Origin of the sequence: Microbacterium sp. 1.5R, from assembly GCF_001889265.1 — a bacterium.
Taxonomy (GTDB): domain Bacteria; phylum Actinomycetota; class Actinomycetes; order Actinomycetales; family Microbacteriaceae; genus Microbacterium.
This window is the reverse complement of sequence record NZ_CP018151.1, coordinates 136,244-152,335: the sequence shown is the minus strand read 5'-3', so window position 1 is coordinate 152,335 and position 16,092 is coordinate 136,244. Positions and strand designations below refer to the sequence as shown.

Below are 16,092 nucleotides of genomic sequence, written 5' to 3'. Positions count from 1 at the left end.
TCTAGGGCGTGCCGAATGCTGACTCCCCCGCCTCCGCCGCATCCGACCTCCGCCGCATCGCGGCCTCCCTCGCCGGCGTCGAGCCGCTGAACTGGGTCATCACCGGAGACTCGATCACGCACGGCCTGCTGCACACGCAGGGCGGGCGCAGCTACTCCGAACATCTGCACGAGCTGATCCGTGGCGAGCTCGGGCGCACCCGTGATGTCGTCATCAACAGCGCCATCAGCGGGCACCGCATCACCGACATCCTGAACGACTGGGACCGTCGTGTCGCATCGTGGCACCCCGACGTCGTGACGCTGATGATCGGCACGAACGACCTGGCGACCGGCCCCGGCCAGGTCACCGTCGAACCCGGCGACTTCGCCGCGTCACTGCGCGAGTTCGTGTCGCGCGTCCGTGCCACCGGCGCCGTCGTCGTGCTGCAGACCCCACCCGCGATCGACATCGTGAACGCCCCCGGTCGCGAGAGGATCGCCGAGTTCGCGGATGCCGTGCGCACCGTCGCGGCATCCGAGGACGTGATCCTCGTCGACCAGCACGCGCGCTTCATCGAGCTGGGCAACGGCGGTGTTCCGTGGGGGCTGATGGGCGACCCGTTCCATCCGAACGCCGCCGGTCACGCCGCGCTGGCTCTCGAACTCGCGAACGCCCTCGACATCTGCCCGCAGCCCGAGGCCGATCGCACCCTGCCGCTGCTCGAGGCGCAGGTCGCGATGGCGCGCCTGAACGGCTGAACGGCTGATCGCGGCGGTCGCCCCGCCCGGGTGAGATCACCCCCCGCAGCGCCCCGAACCCCAATACGCTGAGCGCATTCGCAGACGACAGCGGGGGTGGCGACGTGTCTCATGTGGTGGCGACGGGCGCAGGCAAGGCCATGATGGAGCGGCGGAACGATCCGACGCACGACTACATCCTCGGGCTCACCCGCAAGAAGAGACCTCGAGTGCTGTTCGTCGGCACGGCGACGGGCGATGACGCGGCATACATCGTGAGCTTCTACGCGACGTACGACTCGGACCGCTGCGCACCGCATCATCTGCCCCTCTTCCACCGATCGGTCGACGACCTCGCCGATTTCGTGAAGGGGTTCGACGTCATCCATGTCGGCGGCGGCAACACCGCGAACATGCTCGACGTCTGGAAACGCCAGGGCCTCGACGAGGTCATGCGCGAGATGTGGGAGGACCCGAACTCGAACGTCGTGTTCACCGGAGGCAGCGCCGGCGGCATCTGCTGGTTCGAGGGCGGCACGACCGACAGCTACGGTCCGACCCTGCAGGTGCTGCCCGAGGGGCTCGGATTCCTGCATGGCAGCTTCTGTCCGCACTACGACGCCGAGGATCAGCGGCGACCGCTCTTCCACGCGTCGCTGCTCAGCGGTGAGCTCGCGACCGGATACGCGGTCGGCAACCTGCAGTCGCTGCACTTCGAGAACTCCGACTTCGTCACGGCGATCAGCCCGGTCGAGAACCCGCTCGCGCTGCGCGTCGAGGCGATCGGCGGCAGGATCGTCGAGACCGAGCTCGCGACCGAGATCCTCACGGCATCCGCCCCGATCACGAAGGGGCCGTCGACGTGAACGACAACGTGTGGATCCTGATCGCCCAACTGATCGTCGTCATCCTCGCGATCTACATGGGCACCCGCACCAGCGGGATCGGCCTGGGCGTGTGGGGACTCGTCGGCGTCGCCGTGCTCATCTTCGTGTTCGGAGAGGCTCCCGGCAACGCCCCGGTGGATGCCGTCTTCATCGTCATCACGGTGATCACGGCCGCATCCACCATGCAGGCGGCCGGCGGCATCGACTGGATGGTGTCTATCGCCGCCAAGGTGATCAGACGCAAGCCGAAGTCCGTGGTCTTCCTCGCCCCGGCGATGTCGTTCCTCTTCACGGTCGGCGCCGGCACGGGCAACATCTTCTACCCGCTGCTGCCGGTGATCTACGACGTGTCGTACCAGCAGAAGATCCGCCCCGAACGAGCGCTCTCCGTCTCGGCGGTCGCGTCGCAGGTCGGCATCCTCTGCTCCCCCGTCTCGGCAGCGACCGCGTCGATGGTGGTGCTCCTCGCGCCGCAGGGAGTCGATCTCGGCGGACTGCTGCTGATCATGTGGCCCGCGTCGATCGCCGGGCTCTTCGTCGCCGCGCTCGTCATGATGCGCCACGGCAAGGACCTCGAAGACGACCCCGAGTTCCAGCGGCGCCTCGAGAGCCACCAGATCCAGCCGCCCACGGTCGACGCGCACGACAGCAGGCTTCCGCGCACCGCAGTGCTGTCTGCCACGCTCTTCCTGATCGGCGTCGGCGTCATCGTGCTCTTCGGGCTCTTCGAGGGGCTGCGCCCCGTGATCGGCACCGACGACGCCGGCGACCCGGTGCGTCTGAGCGTGACCGTGATCATCGAGGTCGTGATGGGTGTCATCGCCGCTCTCATCTTCGTGTTCTGCAAGGTCAAGGCCGCGGATGTGCCGAAGCAGCCGACGTTCCCCGCCGGCATCGTCGGCGCGATCGCCCTGTTCGGCATCGCGTGGCTCGCCAACACCTTCGTCGCCGCCAACCAGACGCTGATCGTCGACGGCCTCGGCTCGGTGGTGTCGGGATCGTCGGCGTTCCTCGGAGCACTGCTGTTCGCCCTCGCGCTGTTCGCTGTCGCGATGCTGACCACGAGCCAATCGAGCGCGACCAACGCGATCGTCCCGATCGGCATCACCATCGGGCTGCCCGCACCGCTGCTCGTCGGGCTGTGGCCGTCGACCATGGGCATCTACACGCTGCCGGCCAACGGCAGTCAGGTCGCCACCGTCGCATTCGACCAGACCGGCACGACGAAGATGGGCAGGTTCGTCTTCGACCACTCGTTCCAGCTGCCCAACCTCGTCTACATCGGCGTCGCGATCGTCGTCGGCGTGACCCTGTCGTTCCTGTTCTCGTGACGTGAGCGCGCGCTGACATGCCGGACGTGCTCGACCGCTCGGCCCTGCGCCAGTTCCTTCTGGGAGTGGCGCAGGGCATGAACGCCTCGGCCGAGTCGGTCGACCGCATCCGCGACACGATGACAGAGGTCGTCGAGGCCTATGGCGGTGACGACACCGACTTCGTCGTGCTGCCGACCATCATCCTGGTGGAGACCGGCGACGACGAGGAGTCGCGAGTCGCGATCCGGTCGGCGACCAACGCCTCGTTCCGCTTCGACCAGATCGCGGCCCTGTACGAGCTGATCGCGCAGGCGCGCACCGCCTCGGTGTCGCCGCTCGACGGCATCCGTCGCCTGAACGAGATCGGGGCGATGCGTCCACGGCTGGGCTGGGTCACCCGCACGTTCGGGCATGCCGTGCTGACGACCGGCTTGGCGCTGCTGCTCGCCCCCACCTGGCAGGGCGCGATCGTCGCCTTCGTGCTGGGTGCGGGCATCGGGCTGCTCAAGCTCGTGCGCTCGCCCACCCTGCAGCTCGTGATGCCGATCGCCGCGGCGTTCGTGTGCGCCGCCGCGGTGTTCCTGCTCGCCGAGGTCATCGAGATCGGCGATCCGATCCGGCTGCTCATCGCCCCGCTGGTCACCTTCCTGCCCGGAGGCGTGCTGACGACCGCGACCGTCGAGCTCGCGGCGGGGCAGATGATCTCGGGCGCCTCGCGTCTGATCTACGGCTTCGTGCAGCTCGCCCTGCTGGCATTCGGCATCCTGGCGGCAGGCACCGTCGTGGGTGTCGAATCGCGCTCCTACGAGCCGCTCGAAGCGGCATCCTTCCTACCGTGGTGGGTCGCGCTGATCGGCATCCTGGTGTTCGCGCTCGGCAACTATCTGCACTTCTCGGCCCCCACCTCGACATTCGGGTGGGTGCTGCTGGCGCTCGTCGTCGCGTACATCGGACAGTGGGTCGGCACCGCGCTGCTCGGCGCGACCCTGGGCGGATTCGTCGGGGCCGTGGCGATGGCACTCGTGGTGTTCTGGATCGCCTCGCTGCGCCGCGGTGTCCCGGCGCAGATCACGTTCCTTCCCGCGTTCTGGCTGCTCGTCCCGGGCGCTGCGGGACTCGTCGGACTCACCGAGGCCGTCGCCACCGACAGCGGCCTCGCCGACTTCATGGCGGCACTGCTGTCGATCATGTCGATCGCGCTCGGAGTGCTCATCGGCACCGCGCTGTATCGGGTGGTGCACCACGGGGCCGAGGAGATCGTGCAGTTCGCCGTCGCTCCGCCCACGGTGGTGTCCGAGGCGCCGCGGCGGTTCCTCGACCGGCTGCTGCCCTGGCGGCGCGCTCGCGACTGAGCCGCGCTCGCGACTGAGCCCGGCCGCGGATCGCTCAGCCACCCGGGCGGCAGCAGCCCGCGCAGCACGAAGCGCGACCGTCAACGCGGCCACCGGGCGGCTTCCGAGAAAGTTCAGTATTCGGTGTTGCTAAGTACCGGTACTCAGTGTTACTTTGTACCGGTACCCAGCAACACTGAGTACCGAACCAACGAAAGGAGGCTCTCATGGGCAAGCAGATGACCGAGATGCTCAAGGGCACACTCGAGGGCATCGTCCTGGCACTCCTCGCCGAGCAGCCGGCTTACGGCTACGAGATCACCAGCCGCGTGCGCGACCACGGATTCACCGACATCGCCGAGGGCACGATCTACGCACTGCTGGTGCGCGTCGAGCAGAAGAAGCTCGTCGACGTCGAGAAGGTGCCGAGCGAGAAGGGACCGCCCCGCAAGGTGTACTCCCTGAACGCCGCAGGCACGCAGGAGCTCGAGGAGTTCTGGAAGACGTGGAGCTTCCTCTCCGAGCACATCGAACAGCTGAACACGAACAGCACGAACAGCACGAACACGAACAACAAGGAGAACTGACATGGCCGCCAAGTGGATCGAAGCGCTCACCGGATCGCTCGAGCAGAAGAAGCAGTACCGCGATGCGAAGAAGCGCATCGACGCCCTCCCCGAGCCGTATCGCACGGTCGCCAACGCCCAGCACCGCTACACGATGTACTACGGGGGCATCACCGACGGCGACATCCTCGTGCAGATCTTCCTCGACCTCGCCGATCTGTGGGAGCGCGCCGCCATAGACGGCACCCCGATCGACGACATCGTCGGCGACGACCCCGTCTCGTTCGCCGAGACCTACGCCGAGGCGTACGGCGGAACCCACTGGATCGACAAGGAGCGCGCCCGCCTCGTCACGGCGGTCGACGACGCGAAGAAGAAGGAGTCACGATCATGAACGCACCAGCGATCGCCGTTCGCGGCATCGAGAAGTCCTACAAGGACCTCCACGTGCTGCGAGGCGTCGACTTCGAGGTCGAGAAAGGGACGATCTTCGCCCTCCTCGGCTCGAACGGCGCCGGCAAGACGACGATGGTCCGCATCCTCTCGACGCTGCTGAAGTCTGATGCCGGTGCAGCCACCGTGCAGGGGATCGACGTGGCCGCCGACCCCCTCGGCGTCCGTCAGCGCATCAGCCTCACCGGTCAGTTCGCCGCAGTGGACGAGATCCTCACCGGACGCGAGAACCTCGTGCTCGTCGCCCAGCTGCGCCACCTGCCCGACCCCGGAACGGTGGCCGACGAACTGCTCGCGACGTTCCGGCTGACGGATGCCGGGGGCCGCAAGGTCGGCACCTACTCCGGCGGTATGCGTCGCCGACTCGACATCGCGATGAGCCTCGTCGGGAATCCCGAGGTGATCTACCTCGACGAGCCGACCACCGGTCTCGACCCCGAGGCCCGCATCGAGGTGTGGGACGTGGTGAAGAAGCTCGCGAACACCGGCACCACCGTGCTGCTCACCACGCAGTACCTCGATGAGGCCGAGCAGCTGGCCGACCGCATCGCGATCCTGCACGAGGGTCGGATCATCGCCAACGGCACCCTCGCCGACCTCAAGCGGCTGCTGCCCGCGGCGAAGGTCGAGTACGTCGAGAAGCAGCCCACCCTCGAGGAGATCTTCCTCACTCTCATCGGACCGAAGTCGGGTTCGACCACCGGAAAGGAGAACGCAGCATGAGCACGCACTTCGCCGCCGATACGGCGACACTCACCGGCCGCTCGATGCGGCACATCTTCCGCAGCCCCGACACGATCATCACGACGGCGGTCACCCCGATCGCCCTGATGCTGCTGTTCGTCTACGTCTTCGGCGGGGCTCTGCAGACGAGCACCGGGGTCGACAACTACGTGAACTATCTGCTTCCGGGCATCCTGCTGATCGCGATCGCGTCCGGCATCGCCTACACGGCGTTCCGGCTCTTCACCGACATGCAGAGCGGCATCTTCGAGCGCTTCCACTCCATGCCGATCGCCCGATCGAGCGTGCTGTGGGCGCACGTGCTCACATCACTCACCGCGAACGCCATCACCCTCGCGATCATCTTCGCGGTCGGGTTCGTGATGGGATTCCGCACCGGGGCGAGCGTCTGGGCCTGGCTCGCCGTCATCGGCATCCTGATGCTGTTCACCCTGGCGCTCACGTGGCTCGCGATCATCGCGGGGCTCAACGCCAAGACGGTCGACGGGGCGAGCGCGTTCTCGTATCCGCTGATCTTCCTGCCGTTCATCAGCTCGGCCTTCGTGCCGACCGACACGATGCCGGGTCCGGTGCAGTGGTTCGCCGAGAACCAGCCGGTCACCTCGATCGTCGACACCATCCAGGCGCTGTTCGCCGAGCAGCCGGTCGGCACCGACATCTGGGTCGCTCTCGCCTGGTGCGTCGGCATCCTGGTCGTCGCCTATGTGTTCGCGATCATCTCGTACCGCAAGAAGGTCAGTTGAACGTCTGCAGTGAGACGGAACGCTCCGTCCGGGCCCCGCGCCCGGCCGGGGCGTTTCGCCGCGCTCGGCGTGCCTTCATGCGGGAGGAGATCTGCGATTCGGAGGATGAGTCTCGGCAATATGCCCTCCCGATCGCAGATCTCCTCCGGAACGATGGTGGGGGATGCCTGGCGCCGGACGCCGGATGCCGCGGCCTACCGCAGCCCGAGGGGGCCGAGCACGACGGACTGGCGCGTGCGCACCCACACCCCGGCGCCGTCGCGCCGTTCGGCCCGCGTCGCGAAGCGGTAGCGGTATGACACGGCGCGCACCCACCGCGGCGGCTCACCGTCGAACGGGTCGGACCGCAGCAGAGCGAGCGTCGGAGCATCGGCCTCGAGCAGTCGCAGCAGGAAGACCGTGAACCAGTCGTCGAGCGAACGGCCGAGCGGCAGGAACCACATCAGCCAGTCGAGGCGAAGGTGGTACGGCGCGAACTGCCCCGGGATGCGTCGCACGTCGCCCGGTTTTCCCTTGAACTCGTACTCGCGCCACAGCAGACCGTCGTCGTCGACCGATCCCTCGACGACGATCTCGACCCGCTGCTTCGTGACCGTGCCGAACGCTCCGTAGGCGTTGCCGATCTGCCACCGGTTGAAGCTCGCGTTCATCAGCTGCCGCCGCGCGAACAGGTTGCGCAGGGCGGGCCCGCTCAGCGCCACGACGAGCACGCCCACGGCGGCCGTGAGCACGAACCAGTACAGCGGGATGCCGGGCCACAGCGTGTCGTCCATCGCATCGTCGCGCGGTGCCGCGCCCACCCCCGGCAGTCCGATCGCCGAGAAGGCGATCACGATCGTCACCCAGTTCAGCCAGGCGAAGTTGCCTGTCGCGACGAGCCACACCTGGGTCGCGATCATGATCGTCGCGGCCACCGCCCCGACGATCTGGGGCACGGGACCGGGAATCCAGACCGACAGCAGCGGAGCGAACACGAAGAAGGGCACGACGAGCTGCGCGACGTGGTTGCCGACGACCTCGGCGCGATGGAACCACCGTGGCAGCAGATGGGCCTGCCTGCTGAGCGGCCCCGGCATGGGCTGCGTCTCGTGGTGGTACATCAGCGCCGTGAGGTCACGCCACTCCCGCCCGCCGCGGATCTTGATCATGCCGGCACCGAACTCGACACGGAACAGCAGCCACCAGAACAGCACGATCACGACGGTCGGCGGAGGCTGATCGTTCGAACCGAGGAAGGCGGCCAGGAACCCCGCCTCGAGCAGCAGCATCTCCCAGCCGAACGAATAGAAGGTCTGACCGATACTGACCACCGACATGTATCCGAGCCACAGCGCGAGGAAGCACAGCATCGGCACCCACGGCGGACCCCACTGCGGGATGCCGACGACCAGCGCCGCGGACACGACGATCCCTGCCCCGCACAGCAGTCCGAGCCTGCGGTCGGAGTACCGGACGCGGAGGAAGAGGGTCGGATGCAGCATCCGCCGTCGTGACTCCTTCTGCCCGATCCAGTCGAGCAGCGCCGGTGCCGGCAGCAGCCCGTGCTCGCCGAGCAGCGGTCGGAACTGGTTCAGAGTCGAGATGAACGCGACGAGATAGAGCGCCGCGACGCCCCGTTGCAGGACCTCGCGGGCGAACCCGAAGTCGACCGCCGCGAACCCGTCCACGGCCACAGGCTAACCCCGGGTGCGACAGGTCGAAGAGGGGGTTGCGCGTGCCGGGTGGCGCCGTGTCGGGAGTCGCCGTGTCGGGAGACGACCAGCGATCGGGAGGTGAACGGCGATCGGGAGGAGGATCCACCGGGGACCCCCCTCCCGAGCGCCGATCTCCTCCCGATCGCAGACGACTCGACCCGGGTCAGCTGACGGCGTCGAGCACTTCCTCGCGACGCCCACGCCGTGCGCGACGGATCTCCAGCGCGACCACGCCCGCGATCGCGAGCGCGATCAGCAGACCTCCGGTGAGCGTGAAGCCGTGCGACCCCGTTCCGCCCGCGGCCGGCAGCTCGAACACCGGGACGTCCCGCACCGACACCGTGCTGCCGGCGAGGGTGACCTGCGGACTCGACTGCCCGTCGGCGATCGACAGCACACCGGCCGCCGACACGATGATCTTCACCGGCTCGGCGAGGAGTGAGAACCCTTCCGGAGCCGTCGTCTCTTCGAGCCAGTACGTGCCAGGGCGCAGGCCAGCGGCGGTGAACAGCCCGACCTCGGCCCCGGCGATCAGCCCGGGAGTCACCGGCGCACCGGGAACCCCCGCGGCGTCGGCGAGCAGCCGGAAGCCCGACCCGTCCATCCGCACCCAGTCGCCGTTGACGTCTTCGCCGAGCTTCTCGACGATGAGCGAGGCCAGCACCTCACGCGTGGTCGCGTGGGCCGGATCGGTGTCCGTGACCCGAGCCCCGCCCGACGCCGGCTGCCCTGAGGCGGTCGCCGTGTTCTTGTGCAGCACGCCGCCCGTGGTCGGGGCGGGGTAGGTCGCGGTGAACACGACCGACTCTCCCGGATCGAGCGTGCCGTCCCACGCGCCGACGGGAAGGATCGAGGCGGCCGCGATGACGTCATCCGCGAGCTGCACGGCGGTCAGCACGACATTGCCCGTGTTCGTGACCCGGAACTCGAACCTCATCGCCGATCCGGCGTCGACGGCGACTCCCGGCGCGGTGTTCGCGTCGTCGCCGTTCACGAGCTTGACGACCTCGATCGCGGGTGCCGCCGCGGCGAGGGTGAGGATGTAGTCCTCGACCTCACCGGACTGCGAGATGCCTCGCGGGTCAGCCACTTCCGCAGCGGTGAACGACGTGCGCAGACGCAGGTACGTGTCACCCACGACGGCCGTCCCCGGCACCGTCCACGCGAGGTTCACCGAGGTCGCACCGGCGAGGAAGGCGGCCTGCACCCGCTCGGTCGCATCGAAGATGCCGTTCTTGTTGAAGTCGATCCATCCGGCGACCGTGCCGGGCGACGTGGTGCCCGACAGCGGGATCGGCAGCGAGTACGCGGTGCCGCGGATCGCGCGCGGAGCCCGGATGCCGTCGGCGATCGCGTCATCCGTGTCGAGCGAGGCTCCTGCACCGGCGTTCGGCGAGAGCGTCGGCTTGGCCGTCGCGTCGGCATCCGACGTGATGCCCGCACCGAGGCGCAGCGGCCCCTGGACGTGCACCGCGGCCTGAGCGGCGTCGTAGCTGCTCGGCGCGTCGCCCATGTCCTCGTGCAGCCGGATCGAGAGTCGGATCAGGTCGCCGAGGCTCTTGCCCGGGTCGTAGGTGTTGTACCCGTTCGCCCAGCCATCCGCCGCCGGCGCCCGCTGGATGTGCGTGCCGAGATTCATGGTGACCGTCTGGAAGGTGCCCTTCAGCACGACGGAGCCGCAGCCGGCGAGCGCGGTGCTGGTCATCGTCCGCCCAGCCAGCTCGGCCGCAGTGGGGAGCATGGTGTTGCACCGCGAGCTGCTCGTCTTCGTCGCAGCGGTGAGCGTGGTGGGGGTGACGCTGAGGTTCTGCGCGCCGGCGATCGGAGCGAACGTCACTCCGGGTGTCACGATGTCCATCTGCATGGCGATCCAGCCCGCGGCTGTGCGGTCACCATCGGCATCCGTCTTCATCGTGAATCCGTTGCCGGTGATGATCTCGCAGAACGTGTCGGCTGTATTGCGCTCCTCCACGCACTGCGCGTAGCCGCCGAGACCGGAGATGTCGATGATCGGATCCGTGACCGCGCGGCTGAATGCCACCGTGAGGGTGCCGTTCTTGTTCGCGCAGTAGCCGGAGAAGTCCAGGCCGTCGCACATGCCGGCGCCCGCCTCGAGTCCTACCGTCGGCGTGGTCGCGACGTCCAGGCCGGGCGCGAACATCGCGTTGGTCGCGCCGTATCCGTTGTGCGGCGTGGTCGCCAGGAACTGCACGCCGGCCGAGCCCGACTTCGTGGTCGCCGGGTTCACCGTCAGTGTGGCCGTGACTCCGCCGCGGTAGTTCATGGTCGCGCTCGTCGCGGTGCGCGTCGTGCTCAGCGCTTCCTCGATGGCCTCTGCCGGCTGCTGCGTCATCGGCAGCCCGCCGGCGAGCAGGATCGCGCCCATGAGCGCGACTCCGAGGATCGTTCGGAGGCGACGGCGCCCTCGGGGTACGCGTGCGGATGCCGATGCGGGTGCTGTCATGAGGTCCTCGAATCACAGGGACATCTCGCAGGAGTTCCGGGATCCGAGCAACGGACCGATGCGCATGGCAATCAGCCCCGGCGAAGCATGTCTGGGGTGTCGTCGATCTTTCGACGGCACTCACAAGACGTGGGGCTCGCGACATCGTGACGGGGGTGCATGGCCGCTGTTTCGGTACATCAATACACCCGCCCAGACACAGCGATGGGCGGAGGATCCGTGACAGATCCTCCGCCCATCGGAGGGGAGTCCACCCGCGTGCGGACGGACTCGTTCCCGTGAGTCAGGTCAGCTGACGACCCAGTCGAACTGGTCGCCGTTCTCCTCGAGCCACGCGTCGATGGCATCCGCTTCCTTGCCCTCGCCGTACTCGTTCACGACCATGTCCTCGAGCGAACCGTACTGCTCGTCGTCGAGCTTGATCTGCTCGATCAGCTCGGCGGCCTCGGGGAACTCCTCCGCGAAGCCCTTCGTGCCGAGGAAGTGCAGGGCCTCGGACTCGCCCATCGCACCCTTGGGGTCTTCGAGGTCCTTCACGGGGAAGGCGTCGTTGGCCCAGAACGGACGCCACAGCGTCACGACGATGTCCTCCTGCTTGTCGGTCGCCGACTTCAGCTCGGTGAGCATCGCCGCGGTCGACGAGGTGACGAGCTCGTACTCGCCGTCGAGACCGTACTCCGGCATCATCTTCTGGGTCTGCGCGGTGAGGCCGGCACCCGGCTCGATGCCGTAGATCTTGCCGTCGAGCTCTGCGCCCTTGCCCGCGAGGTCCTCGATCGAGTTCAGGTCGGAGTACTCCGGAACCGCGAGGGTCAGCTTCGCGTTGTCGTAGTACGCGCCGAGGTCCTCGATGTCGTCGCCGTACGTCTCCATGTACTCGGCGTGCGTCAGCTCGGGCCAGGCCGACGGGTACATGTCGACATCGCCCTGCGCCAGACCGGTGTACAGCGGACCCGCCTCGGTCAGCGTCTTCATCTCGACCGTGTAGCCGATCTTCTCGAGCTGGTCCTGCAGCAGGTATGCGGTGCTGAGTCCGTCGGTCCACGAGGGCAGGAACCCGAGGGTGATCGTGCCCTTGTCGCCCGAACCGGACTCGCTGCCGCCGGTGTCTCCGCCGGTTCCGCCCATGCCGTCACCGCTGCAGCCGGCGAGGGTCAGTGTCGCTGCGGCGCCGATCGCCGCGATGGTCAGGATCTTCTTCTTCATGTGTATGTCTCTCGTTCCGTATATATAGGTGCTGTGTTGCTGTGTACTGCGTGTTCTCTTGTGCGGAAGGGATGAGTCAGTGCACGCCGCCGCCGACAGGGGCGCGGCGCGGGGAGGCCTTCAGTCGCTCGGCCTCGGCGTCGGCATCCAGCGCGTCGGCCGCGTCGGCCGATGGGGGAGCGGATGCCGTCGCCGTCGTGTCCGCCTCGGCGGATGCGGCATCGAGACGCTTCTGCGTGCGGCGACGCGCCAGCATCCCGAGCAGCGACGAGCGGTTGCTGCCCAGGTCGCCGAGGGCCGCGGTGACCCGGTCGAGGAAGACGGCGATGAGCACGACGCCCAGACCGGCCTCGACGCCCTTGGCGATGTTGATGGTCGAGATCGCCTCGACGACGATCTTCCCGAGGCCGTCGGCGCCCGCCATACCGGCGATGACCGCCATCGACAGCGCGAGCATGATGACCTGGTTGACGCCGGCGAGGATCGTCGGCATCGCGAGCGGGAGCTGGATGCCGCGCAGGATCTGACCCGGCTTGGCGCCGAACGCCTGACCGGCCTCGACGGTCTCGGAGTCGACTCCGCGGATGCCGAGCTCGGTCAGTCGCACACCCGGAGGCAGCGCGAAGATGACGGTGGCGACGAGACCGGGCACGACGCCGATGCTGAAGAACACGATCGCCGGGATCAGGTAGACGAACGCCGGCATCGTCTGCATGAAGTCGAGCACGGGCTTGAGCACCGCGCGCACGGTGGCGTTGCGGGCCGACCAGATGCCCAGCGGCACCGCGATCAGCACAGCGATCACCGCGGCGACGAGCACGAGGGCGAGGGTCTGCATCGCGGGGACCCAGAGGCCCATGGCCACGATCAGACCGAACGAGACGATCGTCCCGATCGCGAGCTGCCACGAGCGCACGAGCCACGCGATGAACGCCGCGATCAGGATGATGACCACGAAATGCGGGCTCAGCAGGGCGCGGGTGAGGCCGTCGACCAGGAAGCTGACCACGAACGAGATGACGTCGAGCAGACCGTCGAGGTTCGTCTTGATCCAGTCGACTCCCGTTGCGACCCAGCTGCCGAGAGGAATGCGGAAACCATCCATCAGCGCACCTCCTCCGTCGTCGTCGCGACCGGCAGCGGCTCGGCCGTCCATCCGTCATCGAGCACGGCATCGATCTCGGCCTGCGGCATCGGAAGAAGCGGCAGGGTGAGCTCGCCCGTGGCACCGGGGCCGGGGCCCAGGGCTGCGAGCAGGGTGATGCGTGGGATCACGCCGACGAGGCGCCCCTCGGCATCCACCACGGCCAGAGGCAGCGGCGATTCGACGGAGGGGATGAACAGGTTCATCAGCACCTCGTCCTTGCTGACGCTCTGCGGCGCCGGCTTGATGATGGAGTCGAGGGTCGACACCCCCTGGCGCACGAGTTTGACGGCATCGCGGTCGGTGACGATTCCCAGCAGCTTGCGGTCGCGACCGGTCACGTAGGTGGCCGACATGAACGCATCGCGCATCTGGCGAAGCGCCGTCCGGGGGCCGGCGGTCTCGGCGACGACCGGGCGCGGGCGCTCCATGACGTTCGCGGCGGTGAGCACGCGAGCGCGGTCGACGTCCTGCACGAACTGCTCGACGTAGTCGTTGGCGGGGTCCGTGAGGATGTCCTCGGGCGTGCCGATCTGCACGATGCGACCGTCGCGCATGACAGCGATGCGGTCGCCGAGGAACATGGCCTCGTTGAGGTCGTGGGTGATGAAGACGATCGTCTTCTGCAGCTTCTCCTGCAGTTCGAGGAGCTGCTCCTGCATCTCGCGACGGATCAGCGGGTCGAGCGCGCTGAACGCCTCGTCCATGAGCAGGATGTCGGAGTCGGCGGCGAGCGCACGGGCGATGCCGACGCGCTGCTGCATGCCGCCCGAGAGCTCGGACGGGAGCTTGTCGGCCTGGCCTTCGAGACCCACCAGGGTGAGGATCTCCTCGGCCTTCTTCAGTCGCTCGTCCTTGCCGACGCCCTTGAGCTCGAGCGGATAGGCGACGTTCGCGGCGACCGTGCGGTGCGGCAGCAGGGCGAAGTGCTGGAACACCATCGAGACGCGGTCGCGGCGGATCTCGCGGAGTCGTGACGACGGGATGCCCGTGATCGGGTCGCCGTTCACGATGACAGATCCGTCGGTCACATCATGCAGGCCGTTGAGCATGCGGATGATGGTGGACTTGCCGGAACCGGAGAGCCCCATGATCACGAAGATCTCGCCGCGGTTCACGGTGAAACTGGCGTCGATGACGGCGGCGGTTCCTGCGTCGCCGACGGCGGATCTGCTCTCACCGGCCTTGAGTCGACGGACGGCACTGCTCGGATTCTTCCCGAACACCTTGTACAGATTGCGCGCTTCAAGAGCGATTTCGGACACGTTTCCCCTGCGGCTCGCCTTCGGGTGGCTGAGCCTGCTTCGGTTGCGCCCGGGTGATCCTCCCGGCCGTTTCGAGTTGGAGCTGTGGCGGCGCGGACGGCGGATTTCGGATCCACCGCGATAGAGCATCGACCGTACGTCCACGCCTCTTCGCAGCACAGCACATTCGAAAGAAGGACGTGGTCGCGGACTGGTCTTCGGGCCGTCAGGCCCACCAACCAACGTAACGAAATGGCCGGTCAGGGGCAAATCCACGATCCCTAGTGCCGTTCAGTTTCGTCGGCTGACCGGGGGATTGCGCGGGTTTCGGACGCGGTCGCGGCGCGGTTCTGGTCGGCGATTTCGGTCGGCCGTTCGCGCCTGCGTCGGCCCGATCCCGAGCATTCGGCCGCGGGAAGTGAGTGTGACCGAACGACGCCCAGTCGGCGACGGATCAGCGCCGGATGCTGCGCGTGACCGTGAACTTCGGGGTGCGCGCGAGCTGCTCGGTCGCCCCGACGAGCCGGGTCAGTTCGGCGCGGTACCCGAGCGACGAGTTGAAGACCGTGAAGAGCTCTCCGCCCGGGCGGAGGATGCGGGCGGCGGCCTCGAACAGTCGGGTCGCTGCCCCGGTGTGCACGCTGCTGCCGAGGTGGAAGGGCGGATTGAGCAGCACGACGTCGGCGGTCGCGTCGGCGATCTCCGAGCCGGCGTCGTCGTGCATGACGGCGACTCGATCGTCGACGCCGTTCGCGACCATCGTGGCGCGGGCCGAGGCGACGGCCGCCGCAGATCGGTCGGTGGCGATCACGCGGGCTTCCGGGTGCGCGAGGGCGTAGGAGGCGGCGAGCGCGCCGGTCCCGCAGCCCAGGTCGACGACGATCGGAGCCGGGCTCGGCTGTTCATCGAGACCGAGCACCTCGAGCAGAACCCGCGTGCCGATGTCGAGTTTCGCCCCCGCGAACGCGCCGCCGTGCGCGACGAGCACGAGCCCGTCATGCCGCTCCGTGACCGGGAACGGCGACTCAGCGGGGGCCGGCCGCGGCTCGGACGCGACCACCAGCCGCGACTTCCGCTCGGCGCGCTGCGCCTGCACCGTCTCGAAGCTCCGCGCGAGCACCTCGTTCTGCGTGATGGTCATGTGCTTCACGCGCCCGCCTGCGACGAGCACCACATCCGGGGCGGCCCAACGCGATACGGCATCCGCGATCTCCTCGAGCTCGGCGAGCGCCTTGGGCAGCTGCAGCAGCACGAGCCGCGCGCCGTCGAGCAGAGCGGCGTCGAGCTCGTGAGTGGAGAATCCCGTCAGCCCGAGCTCCTCGGCGTTGCGGGCGAGCGCGCGTCGCCCGGTCGCGAGGTCCTGATGCACGCGGATGCCGTCGAGTCCGCCGGCCGTCAGCGCGAGCGTGATCGCCCCGTATTCGTCGCCGATCACCGCGATCTCGCGCCCCGAGAGACCGGAGAAGTCCGGCGCCAGCGCGCGCTCGACGAGCAGCAGGTCGGTCGCGTCGTGCGCCTGCAGATTGTCGGCCTCGACGTCGGGCCAGCGGCTCAGGCGGCTGTAGGGGAAGTCCACTCCTCCAG

General features: G+C 68.1%; 14 protein-coding genes. 8 read left to right on the top strand and 6 right to left on the bottom strand.

Going from position 1 to position 16,092, the window contains the following annotated elements:
- Positions 1–8: 8 nt before the first annotated feature.
- From BMW26_RS00770 to BMW26_RS00735, 8 genes are all read left to right on the top strand, one after another.
- Entirely contained in the window at positions 9–740 is a 732-nt protein-coding gene (locus BMW26_RS00770) for an SGNH/GDSL hydrolase family protein (protein WP_072590472.1), read from the top strand.
- 104 nt (positions 741–844) lie between these two features.
- A complete protein-coding gene (locus BMW26_RS00765; RefSeq protein WP_072590471.1) occupies positions 845–1,585 on the top strand; it encodes a peptidase E in 741 nt (246 codons plus the stop codon).
- Entirely contained in the window at positions 1,582–2,937 is a 1,356-nt protein-coding gene (locus BMW26_RS00760) for an anaerobic C4-dicarboxylate transporter family protein (RefSeq protein WP_072590470.1), read from the top strand. The genes BMW26_RS00765 and BMW26_RS00760 overlap by 4 nt, the downstream gene beginning before the upstream one ends.
- Positions 2,938–2,954: 17 nt before the next feature.
- Positions 2,955–4,271: a threonine/serine ThrE exporter family protein gene (locus BMW26_RS00755; RefSeq protein WP_072590469.1), complete on the top strand. Its 1,317-nt coding sequence runs from the start codon at positions 2,955–2,957 to the stop codon at positions 4,269–4,271.
- Between the two features lie 206 nt (positions 4,272–4,477).
- Entirely contained in the window at positions 4,478–4,837 is a 360-nt protein-coding gene (locus BMW26_RS00750; protein ID WP_053098373.1) for a PadR family transcriptional regulator, read from the top strand.
- A 1-nt stretch (position 4,838) separates the two neighbouring features.
- Positions 4,839–5,210: a DUF1048 domain-containing protein gene (locus tag BMW26_RS00745; RefSeq protein WP_053098372.1), complete on the top strand. Its 372-nt coding sequence runs from the start codon at positions 4,839–4,841 to the stop codon at positions 5,208–5,210.
- Positions 5,207–5,992, top strand: coding sequence for an ABC transporter ATP-binding protein (locus BMW26_RS00740; RefSeq protein WP_056275960.1), 786 nt, complete (start codon positions 5,207–5,209; stop codon positions 5,990–5,992). The genes BMW26_RS00745 and BMW26_RS00740 overlap by 4 nt, the downstream gene beginning before the upstream one ends.
- Positions 5,989–6,756, top strand: a complete 768-nt coding sequence (locus BMW26_RS00735) for an ABC transporter permease (protein WP_053098370.1) — start codon at positions 5,989–5,991, stop codon at positions 6,754–6,756. Before BMW26_RS00740 ends, BMW26_RS00735 begins: the two co-directional genes overlap by 4 nt.
- A gap of 194 nt (positions 6,757–6,950) precedes the next feature.
- On the opposite strand, the gene BMW26_RS00730 is transcribed toward BMW26_RS00735, so the two are convergent.
- The 6 genes from BMW26_RS00730 to BMW26_RS00705 form a co-directional block, all read right to left on the bottom strand.
- Positions 6,951–8,423: a lipase maturation factor family protein gene (locus BMW26_RS00730; RefSeq protein ID WP_072592168.1), complete on the bottom strand. Its 1,473-nt coding sequence runs from the start codon at positions 8,421–8,423 to the stop codon at positions 6,951–6,953.
- Between the two features lie 190 nt (positions 8,424–8,613).
- Positions 8,614–10,914 carry a GEVED domain-containing protein gene (locus BMW26_RS00725; RefSeq protein ID WP_157557374.1) on the bottom strand — a complete coding sequence of 767 codons (2,301 nt, stop codon included), beginning with the start codon at positions 10,912–10,914 and terminating at the stop codon, positions 8,614–8,616.
- Positions 10,915–11,202: 288 nt separating this feature from the next.
- Entirely contained in the window at positions 11,203–12,120 is a 918-nt protein-coding gene (locus tag BMW26_RS00720) for a glycine betaine ABC transporter substrate-binding protein (RefSeq protein WP_053098368.1), read from the bottom strand.
- A 76-nt stretch (positions 12,121–12,196) separates the two neighbouring features.
- A complete protein-coding gene (locus BMW26_RS00715; protein WP_072592167.1) occupies positions 12,197–13,225 on the bottom strand; it encodes an ABC transporter permease in 1,029 nt (342 codons plus the stop codon).
- Positions 13,225–14,529, bottom strand: coding sequence for a quaternary amine ABC transporter ATP-binding protein (locus BMW26_RS00710; RefSeq protein ID WP_053098367.1), 1,305 nt, complete (start codon positions 14,527–14,529; stop codon positions 13,225–13,227). Before BMW26_RS00710 ends, BMW26_RS00715 begins: the two co-directional genes overlap by 1 nt.
- 433 nt (positions 14,530–14,962) lie before the next feature.
- Positions 14,963–16,084 carry a class I SAM-dependent methyltransferase gene (locus tag BMW26_RS00705; RefSeq protein WP_072590467.1) on the bottom strand — a complete coding sequence of 374 codons (1,122 nt, stop codon included), beginning with the start codon at positions 16,082–16,084 and terminating at the stop codon, positions 14,963–14,965.
- Positions 16,085–16,092: the final 8 nt, after the last annotated feature.

Coding starts and splice junctions, on each gene's coding strand:
- BMW26_RS00755 (WP_072590469.1), top strand. CDS start 2,955: ATGCCGGACGTGCTCGACCGCTCGGCCCTGCGCCAGTTCCTTCTGGGA.
- BMW26_RS00750 (WP_053098373.1), top strand. CDS start 4,478: ATGGGCAAGCAGATGACCGAGATGCTCAAGGGCACACTCGAGGGCATC.
- BMW26_RS00745 (WP_053098372.1), top strand. CDS start 4,839: ATGGCCGCCAAGTGGATCGAAGCGCTCACCGGATCGCTCGAGCAGAAG.
- BMW26_RS00740 (WP_056275960.1), top strand. CDS start 5,207: ATGAACGCACCAGCGATCGCCGTTCGCGGCATCGAGAAGTCCTACAAG.
- BMW26_RS00735 (WP_053098370.1), top strand. CDS start 5,989: ATGAGCACGCACTTCGCCGCCGATACGGCGACACTCACCGGCCGCTCG.
- BMW26_RS00725 (WP_157557374.1), bottom strand. CDS start 10,914: ATGACAGCACCCGCATCGGCATCCGCACGCGTACCCCGAGGGCGCCGT.
- BMW26_RS00720 (WP_053098368.1), bottom strand. CDS start 12,120: ATGAAGAAGAAGATCCTGACCATCGCGGCGATCGGCGCCGCAGCGACA.
- BMW26_RS00715 (WP_072592167.1), bottom strand. CDS start 13,225: ATGGATGGTTTCCGCATTCCTCTCGGCAGCTGGGTCGCAACGGGAGTC.